General features: G+C 42.8%; 24 protein-coding genes and 1 pseudogene. 8 read left to right on the top strand and 17 right to left on the bottom strand.

Annotated elements, in window-relative coordinates:
• The first annotated feature begins 36 nt into the window (after window positions 1–36).
• Window positions 37–2040, top strand: a complete 2004-nt coding sequence (tkt, locus tag ACX0G9_RS25140; protein WP_459067728.1) for a transketolase — start codon at window positions 37–39, stop codon at window positions 2038–2040.
• Between the two features lie 152 nt (window positions 2041–2192).
• Here tkt and glgP read toward each other — a convergent pair whose 3' ends face one another.
• The 12 genes from glgP to ACX0G9_RS25080 all read right to left on the bottom strand — a co-directional run bounded on the left by glgP (window position 2193) and on the right by ACX0G9_RS25080 (window position 11410).
• Complete coding sequence (gene glgP / locus ACX0G9_RS25135) at window positions 2193–3212, bottom strand: alpha-glucan family phosphorylase (protein ID WP_459067727.1); 1020 nt, start codon at window positions 3210–3212, stop codon at window positions 2193–2195.
• Window positions 3213–3223: 11 nt separating this feature from the next.
• On the bottom strand, window positions 3224–4114 hold the full coding sequence (locus tag ACX0G9_RS25130; protein ID WP_459067726.1) for a F0F1 ATP synthase subunit gamma: 891 nt from the start codon (window positions 4112–4114) through the stop codon (window positions 3224–3226).
• The gene (locus ACX0G9_RS25125) at window positions 4114–5661 is read right to left on the bottom strand and encodes an alternate F1F0 ATPase, F1 subunit alpha (RefSeq protein ID WP_459067725.1); all 1548 of its coding nucleotides are present in this window, start codon (window positions 5659–5661) and stop codon (window positions 4114–4116) included. The genes ACX0G9_RS25130 and ACX0G9_RS25125 overlap by 1 nt, the downstream gene beginning before the upstream one ends.
• A gap of 25 nt (window positions 5662–5686) precedes the next feature.
• A complete protein-coding gene (locus ACX0G9_RS25120; RefSeq protein ID WP_459067724.1) occupies window positions 5687–6445 on the bottom strand; it encodes a F0F1 ATP synthase subunit B family protein in 759 nt (252 codons plus the stop codon).
• A gap of 7 nt (window positions 6446–6452) precedes the next feature.
• Window positions 6453–6722 carry a F0F1 ATP synthase subunit C gene (locus tag ACX0G9_RS25115; RefSeq protein WP_459067723.1) on the bottom strand — a complete coding sequence of 90 codons (270 nt, stop codon included), beginning with the start codon at window positions 6720–6722 and terminating at the stop codon, window positions 6453–6455.
• Window positions 6723–6729: 7 nt separating this feature from the next.
• Window positions 6730–7431 (bottom strand): F0F1 ATP synthase subunit A, encoded by a 702-nt coding sequence (locus ACX0G9_RS25110; RefSeq protein WP_459067722.1) that lies wholly within the window; start codon window positions 7429–7431, stop codon window positions 6730–6732.
• Complete coding sequence (locus ACX0G9_RS25105; RefSeq protein WP_459067721.1) at window positions 7421–7735, bottom strand: N-ATPase subunit AtpR; 315 nt, start codon at window positions 7733–7735, stop codon at window positions 7421–7423. The genes ACX0G9_RS25110 and ACX0G9_RS25105 overlap by 11 nt, the downstream gene beginning before the upstream one ends.
• Window positions 7725–8054 (bottom strand): AtpZ/AtpI family protein, encoded by a 330-nt coding sequence (locus ACX0G9_RS25100; protein ID WP_459067720.1) that lies wholly within the window; start codon window positions 8052–8054, stop codon window positions 7725–7727. Before ACX0G9_RS25100 ends, ACX0G9_RS25105 begins: the two co-directional genes overlap by 11 nt.
• Before the next feature lie 2 nt (window positions 8055–8056).
• Window positions 8057–8461: a F0F1 ATP synthase subunit epsilon gene (locus ACX0G9_RS25095; protein ID WP_459067719.1), complete on the bottom strand. Its 405-nt coding sequence runs from the start codon at window positions 8459–8461 to the stop codon at window positions 8057–8059.
• Window positions 8462–8472: 11 nt separating this feature from the next.
• Window positions 8473–9885 (bottom strand): F0F1 ATP synthase subunit beta, encoded by a 1413-nt coding sequence (gene atpD, locus ACX0G9_RS25090; RefSeq protein WP_459067718.1) that lies wholly within the window; start codon window positions 9883–9885, stop codon window positions 8473–8475.
• 371 nt (window positions 9886–10256) lie between these two features.
• Window positions 10257–10817, bottom strand: coding sequence for a helix-turn-helix domain-containing protein (locus ACX0G9_RS25085; RefSeq protein ID WP_459067717.1), 561 nt, complete (start codon window positions 10815–10817; stop codon window positions 10257–10259).
• 161 nt (window positions 10818–10978) lie between these two features.
• Window positions 10979–11410, bottom strand: a complete 432-nt coding sequence (locus ACX0G9_RS25080) for a hypothetical protein (protein WP_459067716.1) — start codon at window positions 11408–11410, stop codon at window positions 10979–10981.
• A gap of 313 nt (window positions 11411–11723) precedes the next feature.
• Here ACX0G9_RS25080 and ACX0G9_RS25075 point away from each other — a divergent pair, with 313 nt between their 5' ends.
• The gene (locus ACX0G9_RS25075) at window positions 11724–13106 is read left to right on the top strand and encodes a chloride channel protein (protein ID WP_459067715.1); all 1383 of its coding nucleotides are present in this window, start codon (window positions 11724–11726) and stop codon (window positions 13104–13106) included.
• 49 nt (window positions 13107–13155) lie between these two features.
• Here ACX0G9_RS25075 and ACX0G9_RS25070 read toward each other — a convergent pair whose 3' ends face one another.
• Complete coding sequence (locus ACX0G9_RS25070; RefSeq protein WP_459067714.1) at window positions 13156–14796, bottom strand: tetratricopeptide repeat protein; 1641 nt, start codon at window positions 14794–14796, stop codon at window positions 13156–13158.
• Window positions 14797–14857: 61 nt separating this feature from the next.
• Window positions 14858–15733, bottom strand: coding sequence for a universal stress protein (locus ACX0G9_RS25065; protein WP_459067713.1), 876 nt, complete (start codon window positions 15731–15733; stop codon window positions 14858–14860).
• A gap of 168 nt (window positions 15734–15901) precedes the next feature.
• Between ACX0G9_RS25065 and ACX0G9_RS25060 the strand changes: the two genes are divergently transcribed.
• From ACX0G9_RS25060 to ACX0G9_RS25035, 6 genes and pseudogenes are all read left to right on the top strand, one after another.
• Entirely contained in the window at window positions 15902–16600 is a 699-nt protein-coding gene (locus tag ACX0G9_RS25060) for a response regulator transcription factor (protein ID WP_459067712.1), read from the top strand.
• Window positions 16600–17994 (top strand): HAMP domain-containing sensor histidine kinase, encoded by a 1395-nt coding sequence (locus tag ACX0G9_RS25055; RefSeq protein WP_459067711.1) that lies wholly within the window; start codon window positions 16600–16602, stop codon window positions 17992–17994. The genes ACX0G9_RS25060 and ACX0G9_RS25055 overlap by 1 nt, the downstream gene beginning before the upstream one ends.
• Window positions 17995–18006: 12 nt before the next feature.
• Window positions 18007–18108 (top strand): annotated as a pseudogene (locus ACX0G9_RS25050) (hypothetical protein); the annotation flags it as partial.
• A gap of 154 nt (window positions 18109–18262) precedes the next feature.
• On the top strand, window positions 18263–18817 hold the full coding sequence (locus tag ACX0G9_RS25045; RefSeq protein ID WP_459067710.1) for a hypothetical protein: 555 nt from the start codon (window positions 18263–18265) through the stop codon (window positions 18815–18817).
• A 22-nt stretch (window positions 18818–18839) separates the two neighbouring features.
• Window positions 18840–19694, top strand: a complete 855-nt coding sequence (locus ACX0G9_RS25040; RefSeq protein WP_459067709.1) for a helix-turn-helix domain-containing protein — start codon at window positions 18840–18842, stop codon at window positions 19692–19694.
• Window positions 19695–19705: 11 nt separating this feature from the next.
• Window positions 19706–19921, top strand: coding sequence for a GDCCVxC domain-containing (seleno)protein (locus tag ACX0G9_RS25035; RefSeq protein ID WP_459067751.1), 216 nt, complete (start codon window positions 19706–19708; stop codon window positions 19919–19921).
• Here ACX0G9_RS25035 and ACX0G9_RS25030 read toward each other — a convergent pair.
• The 3 genes from ACX0G9_RS25030 to ACX0G9_RS25020 form a co-directional block, all read right to left on the bottom strand.
• Window positions 19833–20357 (bottom strand): DinB family protein, encoded by a 525-nt coding sequence (locus ACX0G9_RS25030; protein WP_459067708.1) that lies wholly within the window; start codon window positions 20355–20357, stop codon window positions 19833–19835. The two genes, ACX0G9_RS25035 and ACX0G9_RS25030, sit on opposite strands and share 89 nt — an antisense overlap.
• 232 nt (window positions 20358–20589) lie before the next feature.
• Window positions 20590–24141 carry a VCBS repeat-containing protein gene (locus ACX0G9_RS25025; protein WP_459067707.1) on the bottom strand — a complete coding sequence of 1184 codons (3552 nt, stop codon included), beginning with the start codon at window positions 24139–24141 and terminating at the stop codon, window positions 20590–20592.
• A gap of 3 nt (window positions 24142–24144) precedes the next feature.
• Window positions 24145–24918: alpha-L-fucosidase (locus ACX0G9_RS25020; RefSeq protein WP_459067706.1), on the bottom strand; the 774-nt coding region annotated here is incomplete at its 5' end.

The following is a 24918-nucleotide window of genomic DNA, read 5'->3' as shown; positions in this document are numbered from 1 at the left end:
AATAAATTTTTGCAAAAGCAAATTAATTAACAGATCATGAAAACAGAAACACTTGAACAACAAGGGATCAATACCGTTCGTATTCTTGCTGCGGATGCGGTACAAAAAGCAAATTCCGGTCATCCCGGAACGCCTATGGGGCTTTCACCAGTTGGCCATATTTTATGGTCGGAAAGCATGAACTACAATCCCAGAAATCCTGAATGGCCAAACAGGGATCGTTTTATTTTATCCTGCGGCCATGCCTGCATGTTGCAATATAGTTATTTGTACTTAACAGGTTATCCCATTACGCTCGACGATATTAAAAACTTCCGGCAACTACACAGTAAAACGGCGGGGCATCCTGAATACGGATTGTTACCCGGCATTGAAGTAACGACTGGTCCATTAGGGCAGGGATTTGCCAACGGTGTGGGGTTTGCCATTGCACAAAAATATCTGGCATCCCGGTATAATAAACCTGGCTTTGACATTTTCAATTATAAAATTTACAGTATTTGCAGCGACGGCGATATGATGGAAGGTATAAGCTCCGAAGCGGCTTCTTTAGCAGGTCATCTACAGTTAGGGAACATGATATATTTGTATGATGATAACCATATAACTATTGAAGGAAATACCAGCATTGCATTTGATGAAGACCTGGCACAACGCTTTGAAGCATATGGCTGGCATGTACAGGTACTTGCAGATGGAAATGATTTAGATGCTTTAACAGCAGCAGTAAAAAACGCACAAAAAGAAACCGATCGTCCTTCGCTGATAAAAGTGCGAACACATATTGGTTATGGTAGCCCCAATAAAGAAGATACGGCTGCTGCGCATGGTTCTCCGTTAGGTGAGCCGGAAGTGAAGCTCGTGAAGGCTAATTTTGGTTTTGACCCTGATAAATATTTTGTAGTGCCCGACCAGGTATTGAATTATTATCATGAAGCAGGTAAGAAGGGAATAGATAAAGAAAAGGATTGGAACATTCTTTATACAAGATACAAAGCAAAATATCCGGAACTGGCCAATGAATACGAGTTATTGAGCAGCGATAAATTACCGGAAGGATGGAAACAAAAGCTACCGGTTTTTAAAGGCGGGGAAAAAATGGCGACACGCAAAGCCTCAGGCAAAGTATTAAATGCGGTGGCTGATTATTTACCAAATTTAATAGGAGGTTCTGCTGATCTCGCTCCCTCTACGGACACGATCTTAGCAAAATACAAATCATTTTCAGCCACAAATTATGAAGGCCGCAATTTTCACTTTGGCATAAGAGAACACGCCATGGGTGCTATCTTAAATGGATTATCGCTTAGTAAATACATTATTCCTTACGGCGCTACATTCCTGATATTTTCTGATTATATGCGGCCCCCTATCCGGCTGGCAGCGATTATGAAAATCCGCACCATTTATGTTTTTACACATGATAGTATTGCTTTAGGTGAAGATGGCACCACCCACCAGCCCATAGAGCAACTGATCAGTTTACGCTCTGTTCCCAATATAATGGTGATCCGCCCTGCCGATGCCAATGAAACCGTACAAGCCTGGCGGGTAGCCATTGAACACTCCGGCGGCCCCGTTGCCTTAATACTAACCCGTCAGGAAATTATGGTAATTGACCAGGAAAAATATACAAAAGCCATTGAATTGGAAAGGGGGGCTTACATTCTTTCGGAATCAGAAACACAGCCAAACATTATTTTGATCGGAACGGGTTCGGAAGTTCAATTGTTGCTGGCAGCTCAGCAAAAATTAAAGGAACAAAACATAGCCGCACGTGTGGTCAGTATGCCATCCTGGGAATTATTTGAAAAACAGGATAAAACTTATAAAGAAAAAATATTTCCAGCGTCATTACGGAAACGATTGGCAGTAGAAGCAGGATCTCCATTGGGCTGGCATAAATACGTAACCGATGAAGGGGATATAATCGGCATTTCCAGGTTTGGGAAATCTGCGCCAGGTGAAGAAGTGATGGCAGCGTATGGCTTTACTGTAGAAAATGTAGTAGAGAAAGCGCAAGCTTTGATTTCAATGTAGTACAAACAAAAGTGAAGCTTACACCATTTACTACTCCACTGCCGCGAATGGCGAGGTAAGCCATATTGAAACTTTCGGAAGTATTATCAGGATTTAAACGCCCAAGCGCCAATACATCTTTTAAATTAACTTTGAGTTCTTCCGTAGCATAATTACCAAAAATATTTCTCCATCAGTTGCGGGCTAAAATGGTCAAAGCCTGCGGCAACGGCAGTATGCGTCGTAAATAAATTACCTGCTCTTGTTACTGCCAGCGCCACTTCGAATGAAACGCCTGTAGCTTTCATAAAGCTGTTCGCTCTTTCCAATATAAGAAATGCAGCATGCCCTTCATTCATGTGGCACACTTCAGGTTTAACACCAAGTGCGTCAAGCATTTTCCATCCGCCAATCCCTAAAAGTATTTCCTGTTTAATACGCATATCAGAGTCGCCACCATATACCTCGCTCGTTATTTCCCGGTGCATCGGCAGATTGACCAAATCATTGCTGTCTAATAAATATAATCTCACCCGGCCGACTTTAACCTGCCATGTACGCAACCAAACAGTATAACCTCCTAATTTGACTTCTAAACGCAACCATTCGCCATTGGGCAAACGCAACGGAATAACAGGCAACTGTCCCGGATCATTATACGGAAACATTGCCTGCTGGCCTCCATATTTATCTATCTCCTGCCTAAAATAACCCTGCTGATAGAGCAGCCCCACTGCCACTACAGGCACTCCAAGGTCACTTGCAGCTTTTAACTGGTCACCTGCGACATTGCCCAATCCACCAACATAAATTGGCAATGCTTCACTAAGCATAAACTCCATGCTGAAGTAAGCAATACAGGTTAACGTCGCATTCGGATGATTTTGCTGAAACAAAGCAGGACTTGAATACTCTACTTCTTTCTCTTTTAATAGTGTGTTCACTTTGCCAATAAAAATAGGGTCTGCTAATTTTTTGTCCAATTGGTCACGAGATACTGTTTGCAAAATAATCCAGGGATTATGTGTAAGTTCCCAAAGCTGCGGGTCAAGCTCGTTCCATAACCTATCCGCTGCATGGTTCCATGACCACTGCAAATCAAACGCAAGCTGCATAAGAGAGTTAAAGCCTTCGTTGTCAGAGGGCAAACAACTATTCATCTCCCTGATATTATATTGATCTTTGCTCATCATTCTGTTATATTTTATTTCCGGCTGTTCAAAGCCTCAAACCCTGCTACCACATCAAACAACTCTTCATCAATTGAACTCTGGCGCAGGCGATGGTATTTTTTTCCAAGGTCATCCAACAAATCACTTATATTTTTTTCAGCACGTTGCATGGCATCCAACCGGCTTGCATTTTCCCCGGCTAATGATTCTACACAAGCTTTAAATAGTGAAGCAAAAAGATATCCGCGAATAAGCGCAGCCAATGTTTGCTTTGCACCTCCTGCAACCTGCGGAAGTAATTTTGTCGGCCATTGAATTTTTTGCAATGTATTTTTCCATTTCTCATCCAATGGCAAAAATCGTTGCATCACAGGAATATACCCTGAACCGGGCTTTGGCTGATTATTGAAAATATAAAATTCTTTTATGCATTCTTTTCCCTGGCTTTCCTGACTCTTGTTTAAAATTTCTGTTATCAACGGAGTAACGGCGTTAATATCACTTGGCACAGGATATGATTTTGAAGCAGTAAAACCTTCATCCAATAATAGCAATTGAACACGTTCACCAATAACCCAGAGCTCTTTTTTACCCGGCAATGCTTTAAGTGAAGCGGACACAAAATTGGCCATCGTGTCATTAAACTGCCCGACAAGCCCCTGGTCTGATCCGAACACAATGGCGCAAGTCACCGTTTCCGGCTCCTTTTTTGTCACCTCTTTTTCATTTATAGCCTTAATTTTCTCCGCCTTGAAATAAGCGATGATGCCTAAAGCAATAGTGTGATAATAGTCAGCAAGTGAACCAACAGCGGTTTCATATTGAACAATGTTGGATGCCGCCATCGCTTTCATTGCGCCGACAACGGATTTAAGGTCTTTTGCACCCTCTGTTTTGCTTCGTAAATCCTCCAACGTATCCATTACTTTTTATTTTGATCCGGCTTTGGCTTATTTTGAAAGGGGCCAAGTATCGTTCCAGAAATTTTCAATAGGGCCTTGGTATCATCATCACTTAGCTTGGCATTTGAAAATAGTTGTTTGATGATTTCCTGAGGAAAGTCGTTAAAGTTTTTGAGCAAAGCATCTTCTGCATCCAGAATTTTGTCAATCGCTATATTATCCATGAGCCCGTTCTTTAGCGAAAGCAAAATCACAATCTGTTCTGAAACCGGCATCTGTTGAAGTTCTGGTTGTTTAAGGCATTCGCGTATCCGCTTTCCATGCTCAATTGTCTTTCGGGTGTTTTCATCCAGTCTCGTTCCGAAACGAGCAAAGGTTTCCAGCTCTTCAAACTGGGCATATTCCAATTTCAGATTGGCGACGGAACGATAAGCCGGTAATTGCGCTTTATCACCAACTCGTGAAACAGATTTACCGACATCAACTGCAGGTAAAATGCCCAACTCAAAAAGTTTAGGCGATAAATATATTTGCCCATCGGTAATAGAAATAAGATTGGTAGGAATGTAGGCGGAAATATTTTGCGCTTCTGTTTCAATGATAGGCAAAGCCGTAAGCGATCCACCTTTCAGGTTGTCACTTAAATGCGTAGCTCTTTCCAATAGTCGGGAATGTATGTAAAAAATATCCCCTGGAAATGCTTCACGTCCCGGCGGCCTTCTTAACAATAAAGAAAGTTCACGATAGGAACGCGCATGATGGGTAAGATCATCGTACACAATCAGTACATCGCGTCCTTGTTCCATAAAATATTCTGCAATGCTGGTAGCAGCATAAGGCGCGATATATTCCAATCCCGGAGAATTATTACCTTCCGCGACAACCACCACTGTATATGCCATGGCGCCTTTTTCTCTCAGGTTGGCAATGACTTTTGCCACTGCAGAAGCACGTTGTCCGATAGCGCAATAAACGCACAATACATTCTTATCGAACTGATTGAGGATAGTGTCAATAGCGACAGCAGTTTTCCCTGTCTGCCGGTCGCCAACAATTAATTCACGTTGACCACGACCAATAGGAATCAAAGCGTCAATCACTTTAATACCAGTCTGCAATGGAACAGTTACCGGGCTTCGCTCCATAATTGCATGGGCAGGGCGTTCAATAGGAAATCGTTCTTTGCAAATGATCGGGCCTTTGTCATCTACTGGCTGTCCTAACGGATCAATAACTCTTCCAATTAATGAATAACCAACCGGAATATCCATTACCCTGCCAGTCCGCTCTACTTCGTCTCCGGCCTTCAGCAAAAATTCTTTTCCCAAAAGAATTACGCCTATTTCATCTTCATCGATATTATACGCGATACCAAAAAGATTGCCGGAAAACTTCAGCAATTCCTCAAAGCCGGTGCCGGGCAGGCCCGATACTTTAACAATACCCGTTGACACACTGGTTATTAAACCAACTTCACGGGGTTTCAGCAGAAAACTATACTCTTCTATTCCCTTTTCTAATTGGATGAATGTGTTGTCCGGGACACTATTTAAATCAGGTGGCGGCATGTTCTTTGATTTCTGTTTGTGGGTTTTATTTTTGTTTCATTGTATCAGAAATATTGTTTTCCAATGAATTAAGGTATTCCGAAAAACTCCACGCCATTTTATACCCATTGGTTGAAAGCTCGATACCACTAATTATTTCCGGAGAAATCTTAAACTGTAATTGTGTTTTTGTATGGAGAATTGCATCCACAGCAGTACTAATTTCACCTTGTTGTTTTGAAGGAAGCTCAAATGCGCTCCTCACGATAATAGTATTTGAGTTTAAATTGAAAGCATTTATGACCTGTCGCTTCTCCTCATCCTTTAAATCTTTTAAATGTTTAATGAATGTGTTTGTCGATTGCTCTTCCAAACTTATGGAAGCAATATCCGTAAGCGCTTTTCGGGTAATTGAAAAAACCTGCTTTTTTATTCCTTGAACAAATTCAATATGGTCACTTTCCTGTTTTTCCTTTGCTGCCTTATCAATATTGGCACGTAATGTACCGGCCTCAGTTTTTGCTACATCCAATAATTTCTGTTTTTCTGCATTTGCACCGGCCACTGCTTTATCCATCAATTCTTTTTTTTGCCGATCAAATTCTTCATTCTTCTTTTTAAAATCATCCTGTTCCCTGGTGGCTTCCGCTTTTTTATTATCCGCCTCCTTTATCTGATCCGTTATTTTTTTTTCACGTTCATTAATGGCATTGAGTATCGGCTTATACAAAAACTTCTTGAGCAGCCACACCAGTACGAGGAAATTGATGATCTGGGCTATTACGGTAAACCAATCGATTTTCATAGCATGATTATTTTGCGATGATATGGTTCCAGAAAGGATTGGCAAATATGAGTATCATCGAAACCACGAAGCAGTATATTGCTATCGATTCGATCATTGCCAGCCCGACAAATAATGTTCTTGTAATGGTGGGCGCAGCATCGGGCTGTTGTGCTATGGAGCTCAAAGCTGAAGATACCGCTTTGCCTTCCCCCAATGCAGGTATCATGCAACCAATGCCGGTTGTAAGACCTGCTGTTACAATTGATGCTACTGCGATAATAGTTGTACTATCCATTTTAATTTTATTTACTATTTTTCGGAATTTGCCTTATTTGTTTTTTTGAATCATGAACAGCCGCAGTTATATAAACCGTTGCGAGGATGCTGAAAATATAAGCTTGTACCATGCCTGTAAGCAAGCCAAGTGCATTCATAATGACTGGAAAGATAAATGGCGAAATGCTTAATAAAATAGCGACGATCATTCCGCCACTCATGATATTACCGAACAATCTTACAGCTAAGGCAAGCGTGCGCGAAAGCTCGCTGATTATGTTAAAAGGCAACATGATAAACGTCGGTTTCAAATATGATTTCAGGTAACCGCTTAGTCCGCTCTTTTCAATACCAAAATAGGGCACGGCGATGAATACGCAAAGCGCCATTGCTGTAGTAGTAGAAAGAGAAGCCGTTGGCGGGGTGTACCAGGGAAAAACAATACAGAGGTTGGCTGTACATATAAATAAAAACAAGGTGCCGATAAAACCGATATATTGTTCGGGATTATTTAAACCTACATCTTTAATTTGGTTGTTGATTCCCGTTACGATCATTTCAAGCACGCATTGCCAACGCGAAATGGTAACATCTGTTTTCAGCTTTCGCGTGGCCAGCCGTGCTATTATTATTAATACCAGCATTAAAGCCCATGTAGTAACAATGGTAAGATTAATAGTAATGAATCCATGATGCCAGAAAATGGTTTGGTCCGGGCTAAGTTTCATGATTCGCCTCCATTTTGATAGCTATTTGTTCATCGTTGGATTTGGTATAACGAAGCACAATAGAGCGTGCTATAATAAACCCAATCGTACACAATAGCAATCTTTGCCAATTGGAAGAACCAATAAAATAAAACCCGAACAACGTGCTACTGATACGTAAAATGAAACTTGTTAAAATCCACAATGCCGGCATTTTTGAGGCCACTACTTTTTTAACTGTGAACCAAAGCCCGCCAAAAAATATTATCCCCAGCAAGATTCCACCTGCAAAAGACAATATCATATAATAAGTTTCATCCATCATTATCGTCTTTATTATTATTATGAATTCCTTTATCTTCCTTTATTACCCAATACCAGGCCATGATGCATCCTGAAATAACACCGACGATCAACAGGCTCAGAGTCCAGGAAAATGATTGCGGGTGCCTTTTATCCAGCCAAAGCCCTAAAGCAGCTCCCAACAAGGACGGAACTGCCACAGACCAACCCACCATTCCCATCATACCTAAACCAAACCAAACTCCGTTGTTCTCACGAAGGGCTTTTAGCTTTCGGTTTTCTTTTTTGGCAACCTCGTCGCTAAAGGCATGGTCTTTGTTATCATTTCCAGCGGATTCCATTTTTAACTGTTACGAAGTTTGTCGAAACCGTAAATAAATCCTCTTTCCAGTTTTGCGATAACAGTAATTGCCTGCTTTTGGTCTTCAACCTTTACTTTAAAGTCTTTCTTTACCAGGTCACCAAGTCTGCCAAGATCTGCGCCACCAAACGCATTACGGACGGAAACCAACACCTGGCTGCCAGCTTTGACCATCACACCTTCGTCCACTGCTATATAATGGGGGCCACCTGTCTCCATTTCATAGGTAAAAATACCCGGTACTAATGCCGCAACGCAATCGAGCCTTTGAGGCAGCAAACCATACGACCCTTCAGCTGTTTCCATTACCACCCGGCTCACATTTTTAATGTCGGCAAATACTTTGAACGGAAGAAGAATTTTAAGGCTCATACTAATTTTATCCATTTTATTTTATTTTATTCGGCCGCAGCTTTTTTCTTCACCTCGTCTATTGAGCCGATCATATAAAAAGCGCTTTCGGGATAGTCTTTGAATTCATCTGCCAGTATACGTTTACATCCATCCAGCGCATCTTTCAAGCTAACTTGTTTCCCTTTGATACCGCTGAATTGTTCCGTTGAAAAAAACGGTTGTGTAAGGAAGCGTTCCAGTTTTCTTGCACGGTTTACCACTTTTCGGTCCTCAACAGATAATTGTTCCATGCCAAGCATGGAAATAATATCTTTTAATTCTTCATACTGTGCGAGGGTTTCCCTTATTTTCTGCGCAAGATTATAATGGTTTTGTCCAATAATACCGGGCGTAGCCATTTTTGAATTGGATTGCAACAAATCGATGGAGGGATATAGACCTTCACTAGCTTTTTTTCTTGACAGCGCAATCGATGCCGAAAGGTGGGAGAAAGTATGAACGGCTGCAGGATCGGTGAGGTCATCGGCAGGGACATATACTGCCTGTATGGAAGTAATCGCGCCAGCATTTGTGTATGCAATCCTTTCTTCCAATTCCGACAATTCCGTTCCCATGGTTGGCTGGTACCCGAGGCGTGAAGGCATTTGCCCCATTAATCCGGACACTTCCATTCCGGCTTGTATAAAACGAAAAATATTATCGATCAATAATAACACATCGCGATGTTCATCGTCTCTAAAATATTCAGCCATGGTTAATGCTGCATGACCAACACGAAAACGTGCGCCCGGTGGTTCATTCATTTGTCCGAACAGCATCACCATATCTTTCAGCAGACCCGCATCTTTCATGGCGTTATACAGTTCATTTCCTTCCCGGCAACGCTCCCCGATACCGCAGAACATACTTACACCCTGGTTATGACCAACCATATTATGGATCATCTCTGTAAGCAAAATCGTTTTCCCTACACCTGCACCGCCAAACAATCCCGCTTTACCACCGCGCTCCAACGGCAACAGCACATCGATTGCCTTAATGCCAGTCTCAAAAATTTCCGACTTAACAGCTCTTTCTGACAATGGCGGAGGTGATTGATGAATATTTCGTCGCTCGCCCTTTGGCAATGGTTCAAGCTGGTCAATTGTATTTCCAAAAACATCAAACATCCTTCCCAAAATATTCTTCCCAACTGGCACAGTTAATTCTTTCCCATCTGTCTCTACAACCATGCCTCTTGACAATCCCTGGGTTGGATGCAAGGCGATTCCGCGTACCCTTTGATCATCCAATTGGGACAGAACTTCAATAAATATTTGCTTGTCTTTACCTGAACGAAGTAATGCATAAATAGGTGGCAGAGCATTTTCAAAAGCTACGTCTATAACACTGCCTCTCACAGATATTATTTTGCCGTATTGAATTGCCGTATTGATACTTTTTGTGTTTAAATCCATTTACATGTTGATTGCTCAATGTTTACCCGGAAAACAATCTTTATTAAGATAATATCACTTATGCAAAAATTAAGCCCAGCGAGTAGTATTATTTCCGAATTGCTTCAAATCTGCCCTGTCGTCAGATGGGCGGTGCTTGAAATTCATAATAAGATAACACAGTTGTACGCATGATTTGTTACACAAAAAAAAGTATAGTTTACATCTTTCACACATTTAACAACGTTTAAACCACCCTCATTGCAAACGACGATTGCCATTTCAACGCCCGGTTAAGAAGCATCGGCAATTGGGAAAATCCCGACAAACGCCCCCATGGATCATCCCATTAAAGGCAAGTAACTTCAGGAAAAATCTACCTTTACCATTCTCTAAAGGTTTTCCAAGTTGACATTCCGTTTTTCCCGCGTTTTTTTGAAAAAAGACGGGGAAAGGCCTGTCACCCTCTTGAATTGGTTGGACAAATGAGACACGCTGCTGTAGTGCAATTTATAGGATATTTCGGTGAGATTCAGCTCGTCATACAATAGCAACTCTTTTACCTTTTCGATCTTGTGTAAGATCATAAAATGCTGAATGGTCATCCCCTTCACTTCTGAAAATATATTGGAAAGATAGTTGTAGTCGTAATTCAATTTCTTACTGAGGTACTCGGAAAAATTAACTATGGGCAACTCATCTGCATAATGGACCATCACTACAACCACATTTTTTATCTTCTCGATCAGAATACTCTTTTTGTCGTCCAGCACCTCCAGCCCCGACCTTGCCAAATTGCGCGCAAGCTGATTCCGTTGTGCAACGGTCGGCTCTTTCAACAACTCCACGATCCCCAGGTCGATCGCCCCATACTGTAAACCTAACTTTTCCAGCTCACTTTTTACCATCAACGTACAACGCAGGCTGATCATGTATTTGATATATACTTTCAATTTGATCTTCTCTATTTATTAAATGAACTTACCGGACCATGTTAATTCAACGTCCCCCAATATCATGAATATACAAATATAAAAGAACATCGCAGAGATGACCAGGCACAAATAACGAGGTGTTAACGGCGGATCAAGATAAGAAAAATCATCCCCCGATCCTATAGTATATATTTATCAAAAAAACGACTGCGCAAAAAATAGGGTAGCGCCGATGCACTGATCCCCAGGATCAGCACGATCCCGATCAGCAACTCCTTAAACTCCCTGTTCTCCGTCAAATCGGTATATCGGAGCACTGTCAGTGTCTGCCAAACGCAAAACATCGTCAGGACCAAAAAGAATCCGGAGAAAATAAAATCCTTTCGCCCAAACGCCTTTACAAAAAGCACATACACCATCCCTGTCACCAGTAGCAAAAGGTTCACCCCAAAAATAAGCGACGAAACGTTGATCAGCGTCGAAGGCAGATACCCCTTGATCATTCCCCTAAACCCAATATTATAAGAAAGGCAGATAATCGTATCGACAATACCGATAAAAAGCCCTGTCATCATTGCCCGCGAAAATAGGGTGTCGTAATTCTGTAACATACCATTAGGTTTTTGTTTTTTAATAAATAGTTCGCATTGCATACTTTGCGCATATAAGGTAACCTATCGGGTATACCCATGAAACCATCAAATTTCCCCATCATTTGTCTAGATTTAAGGTGAATGGAAGCCCGGATAAATCACCGTACCCTTCCAGATCAAATGTATTGACAGCGATATAAACATCCATTAGAATAAGGTTAGAATCTGATTAGAAACGATTTAAGTCCAACTATATGGCTAATTTTGTTCATGCAAATTGTAATTTTCGGTATTTTAAGAATGAGTTGATAAAATGATTTAAGAACATCTTATGAAAATGCGAATTATTGCAGGGATAAGGGAACGGATAAAACGTTCACTCGAAAGGTTGAGAAATGAAAAAATAAAGAATGGAATATTACAGGCGCTTCCTTTCTGGGTAGCATCCCTCCTGACGGGATTAGTGGCAGTATTATATACCAAACTATTTTCAATGGCTGAAAGAGGTACAGCTTATATAGTTCACAATAACATAAGCCTTCTTTTTATAATAACTCCGCTATGTTTTCTCACAGCCTGGTGGTTGGTAAACCGATTTTCCCCCTATTCCAGAGGAAGTGGCATACCCCAGGTAATGGCGTCGATTGAATTGGCTACTCCTAAAAACAATGAGAAAGTGAATAAGCTCCTTAGTTTGCGGGTGCTTTTCATTAAAATCTTATCAAGTCTTGTCATGGCGCTGGGAGGGGGTGTAATTGGAAGGGAAGGGCCCACTATTCAGGTCGCCGGATCCATCTTTCGAAAAGTCAACCAGTGGCTACCTTCCTGGTGGCCTAAAATATCCAAACGCAATATGATCATGACCGGGGCTGCCGCCGGACTGGCCGCCGCCTTCAATACTCCCCTCGGAGGTATTGTGTTTGCTGTGGAGGAACTGACACGCACACATATCAGTTATTTTAAGACGGCTCTATTTACGGCCGTAATTATAGCCGGGCTGACCGCTCAGGTCTTATTAGGTCCTTATTTATACCTCGGTTACCCGGATGTGAGCAACCTTTCATCTTCCATTTTTCTGGATGTGCTGATCGTCGCCATATGTGCCGGCCTGGCCGGTAGTCTTATGGCAAAATGGATGCTTTTAATTTTTCATTGGAAAGCCAAATTCCGTATGACCAGTCATCATGTGCTGTATGTAGCGGTCTGTGGACTGCTGATAGCGGCCATGGCCTTTTTCGTCGATGATAAGGTATTGGGGTCTGGAAAGGAATTGATGACTAGCTCCTTGTTTACCCAGCATAAATATACTAGTTGGTATATCCCCTTGTTGCGCATTGCCGGGCCTGTATTTTCATTTACTACAGGCGCATCCGGCGGCGTTTTTGCTCCTGCACTGAGTGCCGGAGCCAGCATCGGAGCAACTTTTTCCGGCTGGCTGCAGCTCTCCGCTACCAATGCCAATTTATTGATTCTTTCCGGCATGGTCGCATTTCTAACCGGGGTAACACGAACTCCTTTTACGTCCGCTATCCTGGTTTTGGAAATGACAGACCGGCATAACGTAATTTTCCATCTCATGCTGGCAGGCATGGTATCCAGCCTGGCTGCGTTGATTATTGACAAACATTCATTTTATGATCATTTGAAAACTCAATATATCCGTGAATTAACGCATGAGAATAAACCTTTGTCGTTCAAAGAAAGTGTATTTTAGGTCTGTGCCATTACCGAATGCCAAAACTATTCAAAAATTAGCCGGGAACTCATTTCCCGGCTTTTGATGTTTCATTCTTCTCACTCTTGTTAAGGTTCTTTTTAAGAATTTCGATATACTTCATTGCCTCTTTATTTTGCGGATCGAGTGAAAGCAATTTCTCAAAGTATTCGATGGCTGTGGAATAATCCTTTTTGGAATTGGCATTATAGGCGGCTATGTAACCATAAGATTCAATGAGGTGCCTTCGATTTGTACTATTGGCGGTATCCTTACCGGCAATTTCGATCAGTTTGAGATAATGAGGGATGGCCAACCCGCTACTCATAGATGTGTCCATCGCCGCATCATTTCGGGCCCTCCAGTAATAGCCGAATTCCTGCTCCGGATATTTTAACTCATAGATACCGAAAGCGCTGTCTGCCATTTCATAGTTCTTAGCCAGATAATTAGCCAATCCCCAATTGAACAGGTCGAGGTTGGTGGCTTTAGGACTGGCATGATAAAATATTCCTAACCAGAAAGCCTGGCTTGGATAGTCTTTTAATTTCTTATAAATTTCAGACAGTTTTTTATAGTATTCAATCTTTTTGGCACTATCCTTCTCCATTTCCTCCGCTTTAATATAATAACGGGCAGCAGAATCATAAATATGCGCCAGGCCGAAATAAATATCACCCATCGTTTCATAATCCTTAATGACAAAAGCAGTATCATTCTGCAACTTGAAAAATTGCTGCATATAATCCCGTGCGTTCGAAGAATCGCTGAGCTCCTTATAAGAATAGGCTATCAGTTTGTACATCTTCGGATCCGCTTTTTGTCCTTGCCGGTCAATTAACCGGCGGGCATTTCTAATAGCATCCTCATATTTTTTTGAAACGAACATCAGGTCAGTTAGCAGGTAATCGTTTTTTATATTCTTATCCGAAGATTCGATATAATGATTAAGGTAATCGGCAGCCTTATGGACATCCCTGAAATAATAATAAAAGTACAACTCGTACCAGGCAGGAGCATAGTTTGGGTCCGATCTGATTGCATCATTGAAATACTTCAGGTACATTTCCGGATTCCCTTGTGATATAAAGATCTTCCCCAATCGAAAAGAAGCTCCTGCACAATTGTTATCTTGTTGGAGTGCGTTCTGGTAAGCTTTATAGGAATCACTTCCGTTCTGTAACTTACGGTAAGCATTCCCAAGTGTAACATATAACTCCGCGTTATGCTTATCCTTTTTTAACGCCTTATTCAATAGGTCAATTGCATAATTGGCATCCCCTGCTGGAGCATCTACCTGAGCCTTTCCAATCGCTAATAAAATAGCCGGGTCTTTTTCCCTGGTTTCCTCCAGGGCTTTGTTAAAATAAATCGCGGCACTGTCTTTTTTGTGTTCCTGCAGCAAGACATACCCATAAGCGCAGAGGACAAATGGCGCATTCCTGTTTCCTGCAGGCAGCTGAAGCAAGCTGTCCTTTATTGGTTTGATCTTATCTTTGCCTAAATAGGCTTGGGTCAACAACCACCAGGCCTCCGTATTATTAGGGTTAGCCTGAATAGCTTTTTGCATTAAATGTATGGCACTATCATACCGTTCGTAGTTTAATATTTTTTGTGCATCCTGAAGGGGCTGTGCTGCAAGCCTTCCCATTACTGGCACAAAAAGTGCTAAAAACAATACTTTTTTCATAAACTTTCTTCCTTTAGTTTGGTTATATGAGATTTTTATGGTGTTATTCGATTTTCCCTGTTCAATTCACATAAGGCTGAACATCCAGGATCTGGATTTTCGAATTTCCGGGAAGCAGATCGCTGATATGCCTCGATCCGATAAAAGATGAGATACCGCTTTCTGTCTCCGGATTAACCAGGATCATATCGGCCATAATAGATTTGGCATAATCCAATGTGGCTTTCGCAGGATTTTGATTAGGTATGGATATATGCTCAATGGGATGGTGCAACCTCTCTCTTAACTGATGATACGTTTGTAAGAATGCTTTAGACGTTTTCCCCTGATTTAATTTGTTGATTTCAGGGAATGTGACCAGATGAACCTGAGCCCGGTATTTGCCAGCTATCATAATAGCCAGCTCCAGTTTTCGCTCCGGGACAAAATCCCTGACAGGAACAACTATAATTTTTGTTTTGTGATGGATAGATCCGGGTTTAAGAGTTAGCACCGGGCAATTACTCAATTTGGCAATGTAATCCGGCAAAGCAGCCGATGAAAAAGGCCATCGCCGGCGTGTATCCTGTTTTCCGATGATTATCAAGTCGGGACCAAGCAACTTAGCCGTCTGGACAATCATATTCTGAATAGATGCCCCCTTCCGTATATTTGTCACCACTTTGACACCTGGCAAAATCTCTTCGATCTCCAATCTCCATTCAGCCAATTTCTTCTCCGCTTCCCAGATTAGATATTTCCGGGAAACTTTTACTTTTTCAAAACCTCCCATTGATATAGATGATAATAATTTCCAGGGCGTCATTGGATTCAGGACGTGCAACAAATGTAAAAAGGAGTTTTGAGGCTCGATAAGCCCGACAGCCTTTTTTACTGCCATCTTGGTGTTGAGCGAAAAATCAACGGGAATCAGTACCTTATTAAATGCAACTGGCATGCTAACTCTTTTTGTGAAAATAACTTTTGGGTTCTTCTATGTGACAAATTATCATCGCAACATTAATATCCAATTAAAGGGAGATTAGAATTAGATTAGAGACTATCTCCCGGCAAATCAATTAGTTGTATATTTGATCAGACATACCTAAATTGTTCCCATTCGCACATGACAGATGAAAGAAGGATATTGGTGGTGGAGGACGAGAAAAAAATCGCCGACACACTACATATGGGCCTCACGGAAAATGGCTTTTATGTCGAGGTCGCATATGATGGAAAGATCGGCCACATGTTATTCAGTTCTCACAAATATGATCTCGTCATTCTGGACATAAATTTGCCTGGCATGAACGGATATGACCTCTGCAAGGCTATCCGCTATCAAAATCAGCTTATACCCGTCATCATGCTTACATCCATGAGCGCCTTGGAGAATAAGATAGAAGGATATGACGCCGGTGCAGACGATTATCTTATCAAACCATTCGAGTTCCGGGAACTGCTCCTTAAAATAAGAGCTCTTCTCAAACGTACTTTGGGACAATACATTCCAGTCGGAAACATATTAAAAGCGGCTGATTTGGAAATGGACCTGGACAAAAAAGAAGTCCGCAGGGACGGCAGGAAAATTAAGCTGACTGCGAAAGAATTTCAATTACTGGAATATCTCCTAAGAAATAAGAACAGGGTCATTTCAAGAGCTGATCTTGCTATCAATGTATGGGATGTCGATTTTAATACCAATACCAACGTGATTGATGTATACATCAGCTACGTACGGAACAAAGTTGATAAGCTCTTCGATCACAAGCTTATTCAGACGCACGTGGGAATGGGCTATATCTTAAAAGAAAACGGGGTATAATGCCTGTAAAAATCCGGATAACACTGCTATTCACCTTATTGGTGTTGGCCATCCTGACATTAGTATGTAGTTCAGTCTATTATTTCTCCTTTACCAACAGGATCAAGGATATTCAGACGAGGTTGATTAACCGGGCAATCACCACCGGACGGTTACTTAGTCAAAGTGGCATGTTTGATCAGAAGATCATCCGTAAAATAGATGCTTCTACATCCGTGGCTATGAGGGATAAAGTGGTGCAAGCCTATGACTCATTGGATAAAATGATCTATTCCTATTGCGACCGCCCTGCTGATACAATTACCGTCAGTAAATCCCTCGTTGACCAGGCACGGAAAAATGGAAAAATATATTTCAAGGCAGAACGAAAGGATGCAATTGCCTATTATTATGAAGACGAGAACAACAAGCTGATTATAATTGCCGGTGCTTATGACGAGGCCGGGAACGATAAATTAAGACACTTAAGAACGGTCTTGTCCTTTAGTTTTATGGGTGGAATACTAATCTCTGTCATTGGTGGATATTTGTTCTCGATTAGCCTGCTCCGTCCTTTGCGAAAAATTGCGGATGAGGTGAACGAAATTTCGGCCCGAAACCTTACGAGGAGAATACAATCGGTAAATAAAAATCAGAAAGATGAATGGTATTATTTGTCTGATACCCTCAATCAATTACTTAATCGATTGCAGGAGAGCTTTGAAATACAGGGCCGGTTCATTTCCAACGCTTCTCATGAACTTTCCACCCCTCTTACATCTATCTCCAGCCAGTTGGAAGTTTCCCTGCTCAGGATGAGAAATGTGGAAGATTACCGTAAAGTAATACATTCCGTTTATCAGGATGTGCAACAATTGAATAAGTTGACGCAGACGCTGCTGGAATTCGCCAGGGCTTCAGGCACTGCCAGCGGATTGGAAATTGATCTGATCCGTATCGATGAAATCCTGTTAAGATTGCCGGGTGAAATGACCAAAATGAATAACCTATGGTCCGTTACGCTTGATTTTGACCATTTACCCGAGGAAGAAGAAGCACTGCTTGTCTTTGGTAATGAAGATCTCCTTTTTACTGCGATTAAGAATATCGTATCCAATGGCTGCAAATACGCTGACGACCATCATGCGACTATAAAACTTGCTGTTCATGGCCAGGAAATAATAATAACAATAGAAGATAAAGGCGAGGGCATCGAGGAAACAAATTGGGAAAATATTTTCCAGCCCTTTTACCGTACTGATGAAGAACATTCCATTCCAGGCTTTGGTCTCGGCCTTTCCCTGGCAAACCGGATTATAAAATTACATAAAGGAAGAATTACGCTTCATTCAATTGTTGGACAAGGTTCCTCCTTTCTAATAGGCATTCCAAATGCCAGTAATATTAAACAGTAACAGGAAAGCAATACCATCGTCATCTTCGGGATTGACCGAAATACGGGTTTGCTGCGTCCTACGGGGGAAATGCTAAAAGTGCCGGCGCCTTCTTGTCTGAAGATGATACCTTAAGGATTTATCCCCCGCTTCCGCCTCCGCGTAATTTTGAAAAAGTTATTGCCAACATTTTTACGAATTTATTTAAATTAAAGGTCGATCCGTCAAAAAAAGCAAGATTTCGCAACTACAACATTCAATCCCGGCCTAATCTTGCTTAAAAATAAATATGGAACTTACTAATCACTACACGGCCTCCAATACCACCCACCCCTTTATAGATGCGCTTGTTAGTCCAGGCCCATCCCTGGAACTAGGTAATTTTGCACAGATCTATGTCCCTATCATCGGCAGTTGGAACGTAGTCGCCCTCGACCAAAATACCGATGGAACCCAGCAAAAATCACAAGGAGAATGGCACATAGCCTGGGTCCTCGAAGGACGCGCCATCCAGGACATCTTTATCTGCCCTTGCCCTGACCACCGTAGTCCAGCCATCAGCAAAATCAACAACCGCTATGGCACCACCATCCGTACCTTTGATCATGCCACCCGGCAATGGAAAATAGACTGGTTTAACCCTGTCACCGGAGCCCGGAACGAGTTGATCGTCCGGGGATATCCCGATCGTATCGAGCAAACAGGCCAGGACGAACTGGGGCGCCTCATACGCTGGTCCTTCTCCGACGTCCAGCCTAAGTCCTTTTATTGGTCAGGTGAATATTCAGCAGACAACGGCCGGTCATGGATCAAACAGTCAGAATTTTTCGCTACCCGGAAGTAGCAATTCTCCTTATCTTTATTACATGGAAGCCGTCATTCAGGAATTGTATACCTCATCCCAAATGCAGATCAGGGATTTCGTATGCCAGTGCCGGGAATGCGGCTTTTCACGCGAAGAATACAGGGAAAAATTCTCCATCTGTTACACCCGGAAAGGTAGCTTCCTATTCAACGTATTCAACGATGACCTCCACTGTTATACAGGCAAATTTCTACTAAACAAGCCCCGCTTCACCCATCGCGTCAAACATTACCACCAACAGCCGGATGAATGTACCATCATATACTTTGGATCCGATTTATTTCTCCAACTTCAATCCCAGCACAAAAAATGGTTAAACAATTTTTTTTCCGACCCTGATACCCACTCCGTGCTTGTTGACGCCACGCCTAAAACCGAATATCTACACCAACGACTCTTCGGTTGCCTGACTTTTGGAAACACAGCAACCCTGTTGATTGAGAGCCTCGTGATGGACCTGCTCACCTGTCTGCTGGAAGAAAATGCGACGGGTACCTCATCACCTATTTCTGATCGGCAGAAATCATTATATCTGCCAGGGATCGAAGAAGCGAAAATATATCTCCAGCAGCACCTGGACGAAGACATCTCATTAGAACATGCAGCCATCCAAGCCCGTATGAGCATGTACCATTTCAATCGTGTATTCAGGCGCATCGTTCAATTGAGCCCTCATCAGTACCTATTGGAACTACGGGTGCAACACGCACAGCAATTACTAAAAGAAACTAAAGAAAACATTGCATCCATCGCATATTTATGCGGATTCAAAAGTCCGCAACACTTTAGTCACGCCTTCAAAGCAAAAACTGGATTATCGCCCATACAATTTCGTAGTATAGGTTCTACCGGGTAGTATAATAGCATATAAATCAGTTCTTTTACGTATATAAAAACTGTAAGGCAAGGTTGAAGCCCAAAGAAGGTGATTGCTTCGTGTTTTGCAGTTACGGTGATCAAAGTGCCCCTCAAATCAATTCGAGCAAAGGATTGATCACCATCCAACATAGTCAGGCGGTTTTAGGCCGTTTAGGCGCAGGTATACGATCATCTGCGCGCGGTGATGAGTTTGATGATCATTGATCAGGTTGATGATCTGGAGCTTGTTCATAGGTCCTGCAAAAAAACTAACCGTATCGGCCAGATGCTCCGGATTGAAATGCGCCAGGGCGTATAGTGCATTGTCGTAAGCCCTGGTTACTACAGCAATAATCTCTTCTTTTTTCTGTTTCTTTTTATCGGATTCCTTTAGGGTATCGGCTCCTTTAAGGAGATATCCGGATGTTAACCAGTCCAGATTCTCTGCAAGATGGAGGAGTTGTTCGGCAAAATTCATTTCTTCTACGGTAGGCTTGAAATCGTATTTGCTTTTTGGCATCGCTTCAGCTACTTTTAGAGTATAGGCCTTTGCATGTTGCAATTTGCTAATGGCCGCGTCCATGAACAATTTGTCTGCGGATTGAGAGAACGCATTTTGGGAAAATAAAGCACATAATAAGAAGAAAAGATGGCGAGGCATATATACAATTTAGTCTATAAAGCTAATGTTTTACACACGGGTAACCTAAGAATTTGCAGGCCCAGCAGTCTGGACCCCATTTTCCGGCTCAGTCGGCGCCGAGGCTGAATACAAGTTGGGTCAAACGCGACACCAAAGGCCGTACCTTGCTATGCGGCTTCATTGGCTTCTTACCATGTCTCCACTATGAATTCTTTGCATAGAGCGCTGGTTCAACAACCAGCCTCATAGCCTACCTGCGCAGCAGCTCCACTTTACGCCTCTTCCCTTTCGAATCGATAATATCCAGGCTTTTTACCTGTTCGTTTATCTCAACAGCCCTTGCTGACTGGGATAAATATCCGGCACCGTAATAAAACTCCTGTCTGGACATTTTACCATTCCTGTAGGTTATTTCTGCGTAGACGTCGAGGGGCCTGGCGTAAACAATCCTCCCGCTCTTTTGAGCAGGACATAGAACCCGTAAGCTATCGGCATTCGCCGCCGCAAGGATGACTTCATGGCCTCCCTTGTCATATAAACAAGCCAGGCTTTTCATATCTCCCTGCAGGAACAGGCCACTGACTGTTGCCGGTAAGGGTTTAAAATTTCCCTTTCCGTCTCCCTTTAGCACCAGTCCCAGGGAAGCGTCCATCCATCCGTATACCACTTCATTGGAATGTGAATTGCCGGACAAGATCAGATCCATATTTCCATCCTTATCGGCATCGATCGCCAGGATCCCATTGATACAGGATATTTGCGCGGCAGCAGGTAAAGGAGAAATGCTGAACTTTCCATTTCCCCTATTGATCAGGATACAGCTTTCAAAAATATCGGCCCGATAGTGTGCTGCACCGGATAATTCATCCGCCTTGAAGACTTCCTCCAGACCGGACTTGCTATATGAATCGTAGTTCCAGTATTTTTTCTTCAGGGATGGAATAACGCGGAACAGGTCATCCCGGTAAGCAAACGGATAACGTTCTTTCCTGCCCGTTTCGTTGGCCATATAACAGGATAAAACGGGCTGCGCCTTGGTGCTGCCGTTGAACTTATTATAAAATAATTCTACGGGCTCGTTTTTAGCCGGCCTGTAATCAACATTGGTACCCATGTTACCCACTATGTAATCCATTTTCCCGTCATTATTAATGTCGACCGGGTAGATGCTGTTCCACCAGCCATTGACTGCATGCAGCCCGGTCTGACCGGTAACATCGACGAATTTGCCTTTGTTGTTCTTTAAAAACACCGGCGACATCCATTCACCGACTACAATCAGGTCGACCCAACCGTCGTTGTCAAAATCGCTCCATACCGCCGATGTGACCATGCCTATATTCATTAATGCCGGCGCAACTTCAGCGGTTACATCGACAAAACGGCCTTTTTCATTTTTCAGCAAATAACTACGCGGCGACTCCGGGTATGACCCGGGAGAGTTCCCTCCGCCCCGGAACAGATCGATGTCGCCGTTTTTATCGAAATCAGCTCCTATTACGCAGCTGCCGCTTGACACCATGCCCGGAAGTGCTGGTTGGCTTTTAGTAAAATTGCCCTTGCCATCGTTGAGATATAGCCTGTCCTGGTAAGCCCCGGGAATTTTTTTAAACTCGTTGCCCCCGCTCACTACATAGAGATCGGCATCTCCGTCATTATCCGCATCAAAAAGCAGGACGCCCATATCTTCACAATTCGCATCCTGCAGATTGATCTTCTTTTCCACAAAGGTTCCATTAGCATTTTGCGTAAATAATGAGCCTGCATTTCCTGAAGAACCCCCTATGAAAAAATCAAGACCATCTTTATTATCTACATCCCCAACGGCTATGCCCGGGCCTTTCCTCGAATACGACCTGGGCAGCAATAATTCATCATTGAAATCATTATACTCATTTTCTATCTGCCGGTAATGAATAGTATACCGGTCGCCGGCATTAAAAAAGAGGGGCTGCGCTGCAACATTTCCCGGCTGCGGCGACAGGGACGTCTTATAGCTGATCTCCAGCCGCTGATTGGCCTTCACATTCTTTATAGTTTGCCCTCTGCCATCCGGCCATATTATTTTGACCGAATCTACAATGGAATGGCGGCCGATGCCAATACACAGTGGTCCGGCCATACTGGATAAATAACCTCTGACAGGCATATAGTAGGTATAGAAGTTGTCCTTACCGCAATATAGAACGACACTCGTCCCAAAAGCGTTGATATTGCTCTCGCTGCCTTTAAGTGTAATCCCCAGGTAATTGTTCTTATTCTTTTCCTTATTCTCCTTATTTTCATATATATATGCCTCTTCATTAATATTGCTGGTAATTAAATCCAGGTCTCCGTCGTTGTCAAGGTCAGCATAAGCCGCACCATTGGAATAGGAAGCATTTCTTATTCCCCAGGCATCCGTCATGTCATCGAAGGCGAGGTTCCCGTTATTCCTGAAGATATAATTGGATACATGAATGCCCTTTAATTTACCCAGCAGGTCTCTTGTTCTTTTGATCTTATCTTCTGCAGTCCCGAATGTATTGTTATCAGCGTTGTAGCTGAGAAAATCAAGGTCCGTGATATTTTTTGCAAACCCATTCGTAACATAGCAGTCACGCATGCCGTCATTATCAAAATCACATAATAGAACGCTCCAGCTCCAGTCTGTGGCATTCACACCGGCCATTTGGGCAATATCGGAAAAATAAACGATGCCCTTGGCATTCACCCCCTGGTTTAACTGCAGGGTATTGCGCATATATTCATCCACATAACCGGCCTTTTTCCGCATGGAAAAATTCTCATAATCCGATCTTGCGATCATGGTCTTTCTTCGTTCATTATTCGCTGGTAACATGTCCAATACCATAATGTCCGGCTTCCCGTCGTTATTGATATCGGCAATATCCACCCCCATTCCATTATAGGTCTGATGGCGCATGCTTTGCGCAGCGCATTCCCTGAAAGTTTTATTCCTTTGATTGATGAGCAGCTGGTCATTCGGCATAAAATCGTTGGCTACATACACATCAGGCCATCCATCCCCGTTGAAATCATCGATAGCCAGTCCGAGCCCATAACCTTCTTCGGTGATCCCTGCCTTTGCCGAAACCTCTTTATAAAAAGGATGCCCTGCCGAATCCCCTATATTCTCGTAGAGACGATCTACGGTTTTCCCCCTGGTAACAGGATAAGCGGCAGGATTGACAAAACTCTTTTCTACCCCGTCCACGTCATTGGTCATTAGATACATATCCAGATCGCCATCCCGGTCATAATCAAAAAAAGCGGACTGAACACAGAAAGAGGTGTCCGCAAGCCCATAGCCGGCTGCATCCTCCTTAAAGGTTATATTGCCATTGACGCCCCCCTGGTTAATAAATAATAAGTTATGATGTCTTCCCATCCGGCCGGGTCCCGCAACACTCAGATATATGTCCATCCACCCGTCATTATTTATATCAACTACGGACACGCCCATTATCCAATCATGTGTCGTTAAGCCCGCAGCTGCCGTAATATCCCCGAACTGCATCTTACCCTTGTTGAGATATAGCTTCGAAGAAACCATATTGCCCGTAAAAAAAATATCCTGCAGCCCGTCATTGTTAAAGTCGGCGATACCCACGCCTCCCCCATTGTAACAATAGTAGTAGCTAAGTATATTCACCGAATCGTTCTCCGTAATAGTATTGGAAAAGCTCACACCAGTGTTTCCGGCAGACAATCTTGTAAACAGGAGATGATTGCCCTGTTTACAAGCGGCCGGAAGCAATACCAGCAGGGACAGATAAAAATGACGTAAGGCCTCTTTCATAGACTAATTCAATATCAGTTCCAAAACTGGTATCTCATACCCGGGCTTCTTCACAGGGAGCTTCAACACAATATCGTTATTGTCTTCCGTAAACAGTAATTCGGAATGATCGTGCAGGAACTGCGCATATTTTATCAGCCCTTTGTATCCGTGCAAGGTAAGGACACCGGTAGCAGGATAATCGTACAAGTGAAAATACAATTTTTTTGCGGCTGCATTATAAGTGAGTTTCCCCTCTTGTGGGCACTGGAAGAAGTCAGGCGCATAACTGCAATTGTAAATGGATTGACTGTTGGCGTACATCCATTGCGAAAGACTGTCCAGGGCATTATTTGCCCGGTAATCGAATTCACCGCGGGCGGTGGGCCCCACATTTAAAATGAGGTTCCCGCCATTGCTGGTGGAAGTGATCAACAGATCCAGTAATTGCCGGTGTGTTTTCCAGCTATGTTCATCCCTGTAGTAGCCCCATGAGCCGGAGAAAGTCTGGCAGGTCTCCCAGGTCTTGCTTTTGTATTTTTCCAATTCTTTTGTGCTGACCTGTTCTGGGGTTTCAAAATCACCGCCATCAGAATAATCGCTAAGCCCTAACCTGTTATTGACAATAATGCCAGGCTGCAATTTTCTAACCAGCTTCAATAATTCTACAGCCCCCCAATCGTCCGCACCTTTTCCATGCAAGCCAATATCCTTTTTATCCCAGGACCAATCAAGCCAGAGAATATCAATTTTTCCATAGTTGGTTAGCAATTCGGTGATCTGGTTTCGTAAATATTG

This window comes from Flavitalea flava, from assembly GCF_054461575.1.
Note: the sequence above shows the minus strand (reverse complement) of the source record. Positions and strands in the feature narration are given on the sequence as shown.

Excerpts from the sequence above, each read along its gene's own strand:
- tkt (WP_459067728.1), top strand. The coding sequence starts at position 37 with ATGAAAACAGAAACACTTGAACAACAAGGGATCAATACCGTTCGTATT.
- glgP (WP_459067727.1), bottom strand. The coding sequence starts at position 3,212 with ATGATGAGCAAAGATCAATATAATATCAGGGAGATGAATAGTTGTTTG.
- ACX0G9_RS25130 (WP_459067726.1), bottom strand. The coding sequence starts at position 4,114 with ATGGATACGTTGGAGGATTTACGAAGCAAAACAGAGGGTGCAAAAGAC.
- ACX0G9_RS25125 (WP_459067725.1), bottom strand. The coding sequence starts at position 5,661 with ATGCCGCCACCTGATTTAAATAGTGTCCCGGACAACACATTCATCCAA.
- ACX0G9_RS25120 (WP_459067724.1), bottom strand. The coding sequence starts at position 6,445 with ATGAAAATCGATTGGTTTACCGTAATAGCCCAGATCATCAATTTCCTC.
- ACX0G9_RS25115 (WP_459067723.1), bottom strand. The coding sequence starts at position 6,722 with ATGGATAGTACAACTATTATCGCAGTAGCATCAATTGTAACAGCAGGT.
- ACX0G9_RS25110 (WP_459067722.1), bottom strand. The coding sequence starts at position 7,431 with ATGAAACTTAGCCCGGACCAAACCATTTTCTGGCATCATGGATTCATT.
- ACX0G9_RS25105 (WP_459067721.1), bottom strand. The coding sequence starts at position 7,735 with ATGATGGATGAAACTTATTATATGATATTGTCTTTTGCAGGTGGAATC.
- ACX0G9_RS25100 (WP_459067720.1), bottom strand. The coding sequence starts at position 8,054 with ATGGAATCCGCTGGAAATGATAACAAAGACCATGCCTTTAGCGACGAG.
- ACX0G9_RS25095 (WP_459067719.1), bottom strand. The coding sequence starts at position 8,461 with ATGGATAAAATTAGTATGAGCCTTAAAATTCTTCTTCCGTTCAAAGTA.
- atpD (WP_459067718.1), bottom strand. The coding sequence starts at position 9,885 with ATGGATTTAAACACAAAAAGTATCAATACGGCAATTCAATACGGCAAA.
- ACX0G9_RS25080 (WP_459067716.1), bottom strand. The coding sequence starts at position 11,410 with ATGTTACAGAATTACGACACCCTATTTTCGCGGGCAATGATGACAGGG.
- ACX0G9_RS25075 (WP_459067715.1), top strand. The coding sequence starts at position 11,724 with ATGAAAATGCGAATTATTGCAGGGATAAGGGAACGGATAAAACGTTCA.
- ACX0G9_RS25070 (WP_459067714.1), bottom strand. The coding sequence starts at position 14,796 with ATGAAAAAAGTATTGTTTTTAGCACTTTTTGTGCCAGTAATGGGAAGG.
- ACX0G9_RS25065 (WP_459067713.1), bottom strand. The coding sequence starts at position 15,733 with ATGCCAGTTGCATTTAATAAGGTACTGATTCCCGTTGATTTTTCGCTC.
- ACX0G9_RS25060 (WP_459067712.1), top strand. The coding sequence starts at position 15,902 with ATGACAGATGAAAGAAGGATATTGGTGGTGGAGGACGAGAAAAAAATC.
- ACX0G9_RS25055 (WP_459067711.1), top strand. The coding sequence starts at position 16,600 with ATGCCTGTAAAAATCCGGATAACACTGCTATTCACCTTATTGGTGTTG.
- ACX0G9_RS25045 (WP_459067710.1), top strand. The coding sequence starts at position 18,263 with ATGGAACTTACTAATCACTACACGGCCTCCAATACCACCCACCCCTTT.
- ACX0G9_RS25040 (WP_459067709.1), top strand. The coding sequence starts at position 18,840 with ATGGAAGCCGTCATTCAGGAATTGTATACCTCATCCCAAATGCAGATC.
- ACX0G9_RS25030 (WP_459067708.1), bottom strand. The coding sequence starts at position 20,357 with ATGCCTCGCCATCTTTTCTTCTTATTATGTGCTTTATTTTCCCAAAAT.
- ACX0G9_RS25025 (WP_459067707.1), bottom strand. The coding sequence starts at position 24,141 with ATGAAAGAGGCCTTACGTCATTTTTATCTGTCCCTGCTGGTATTGCTT.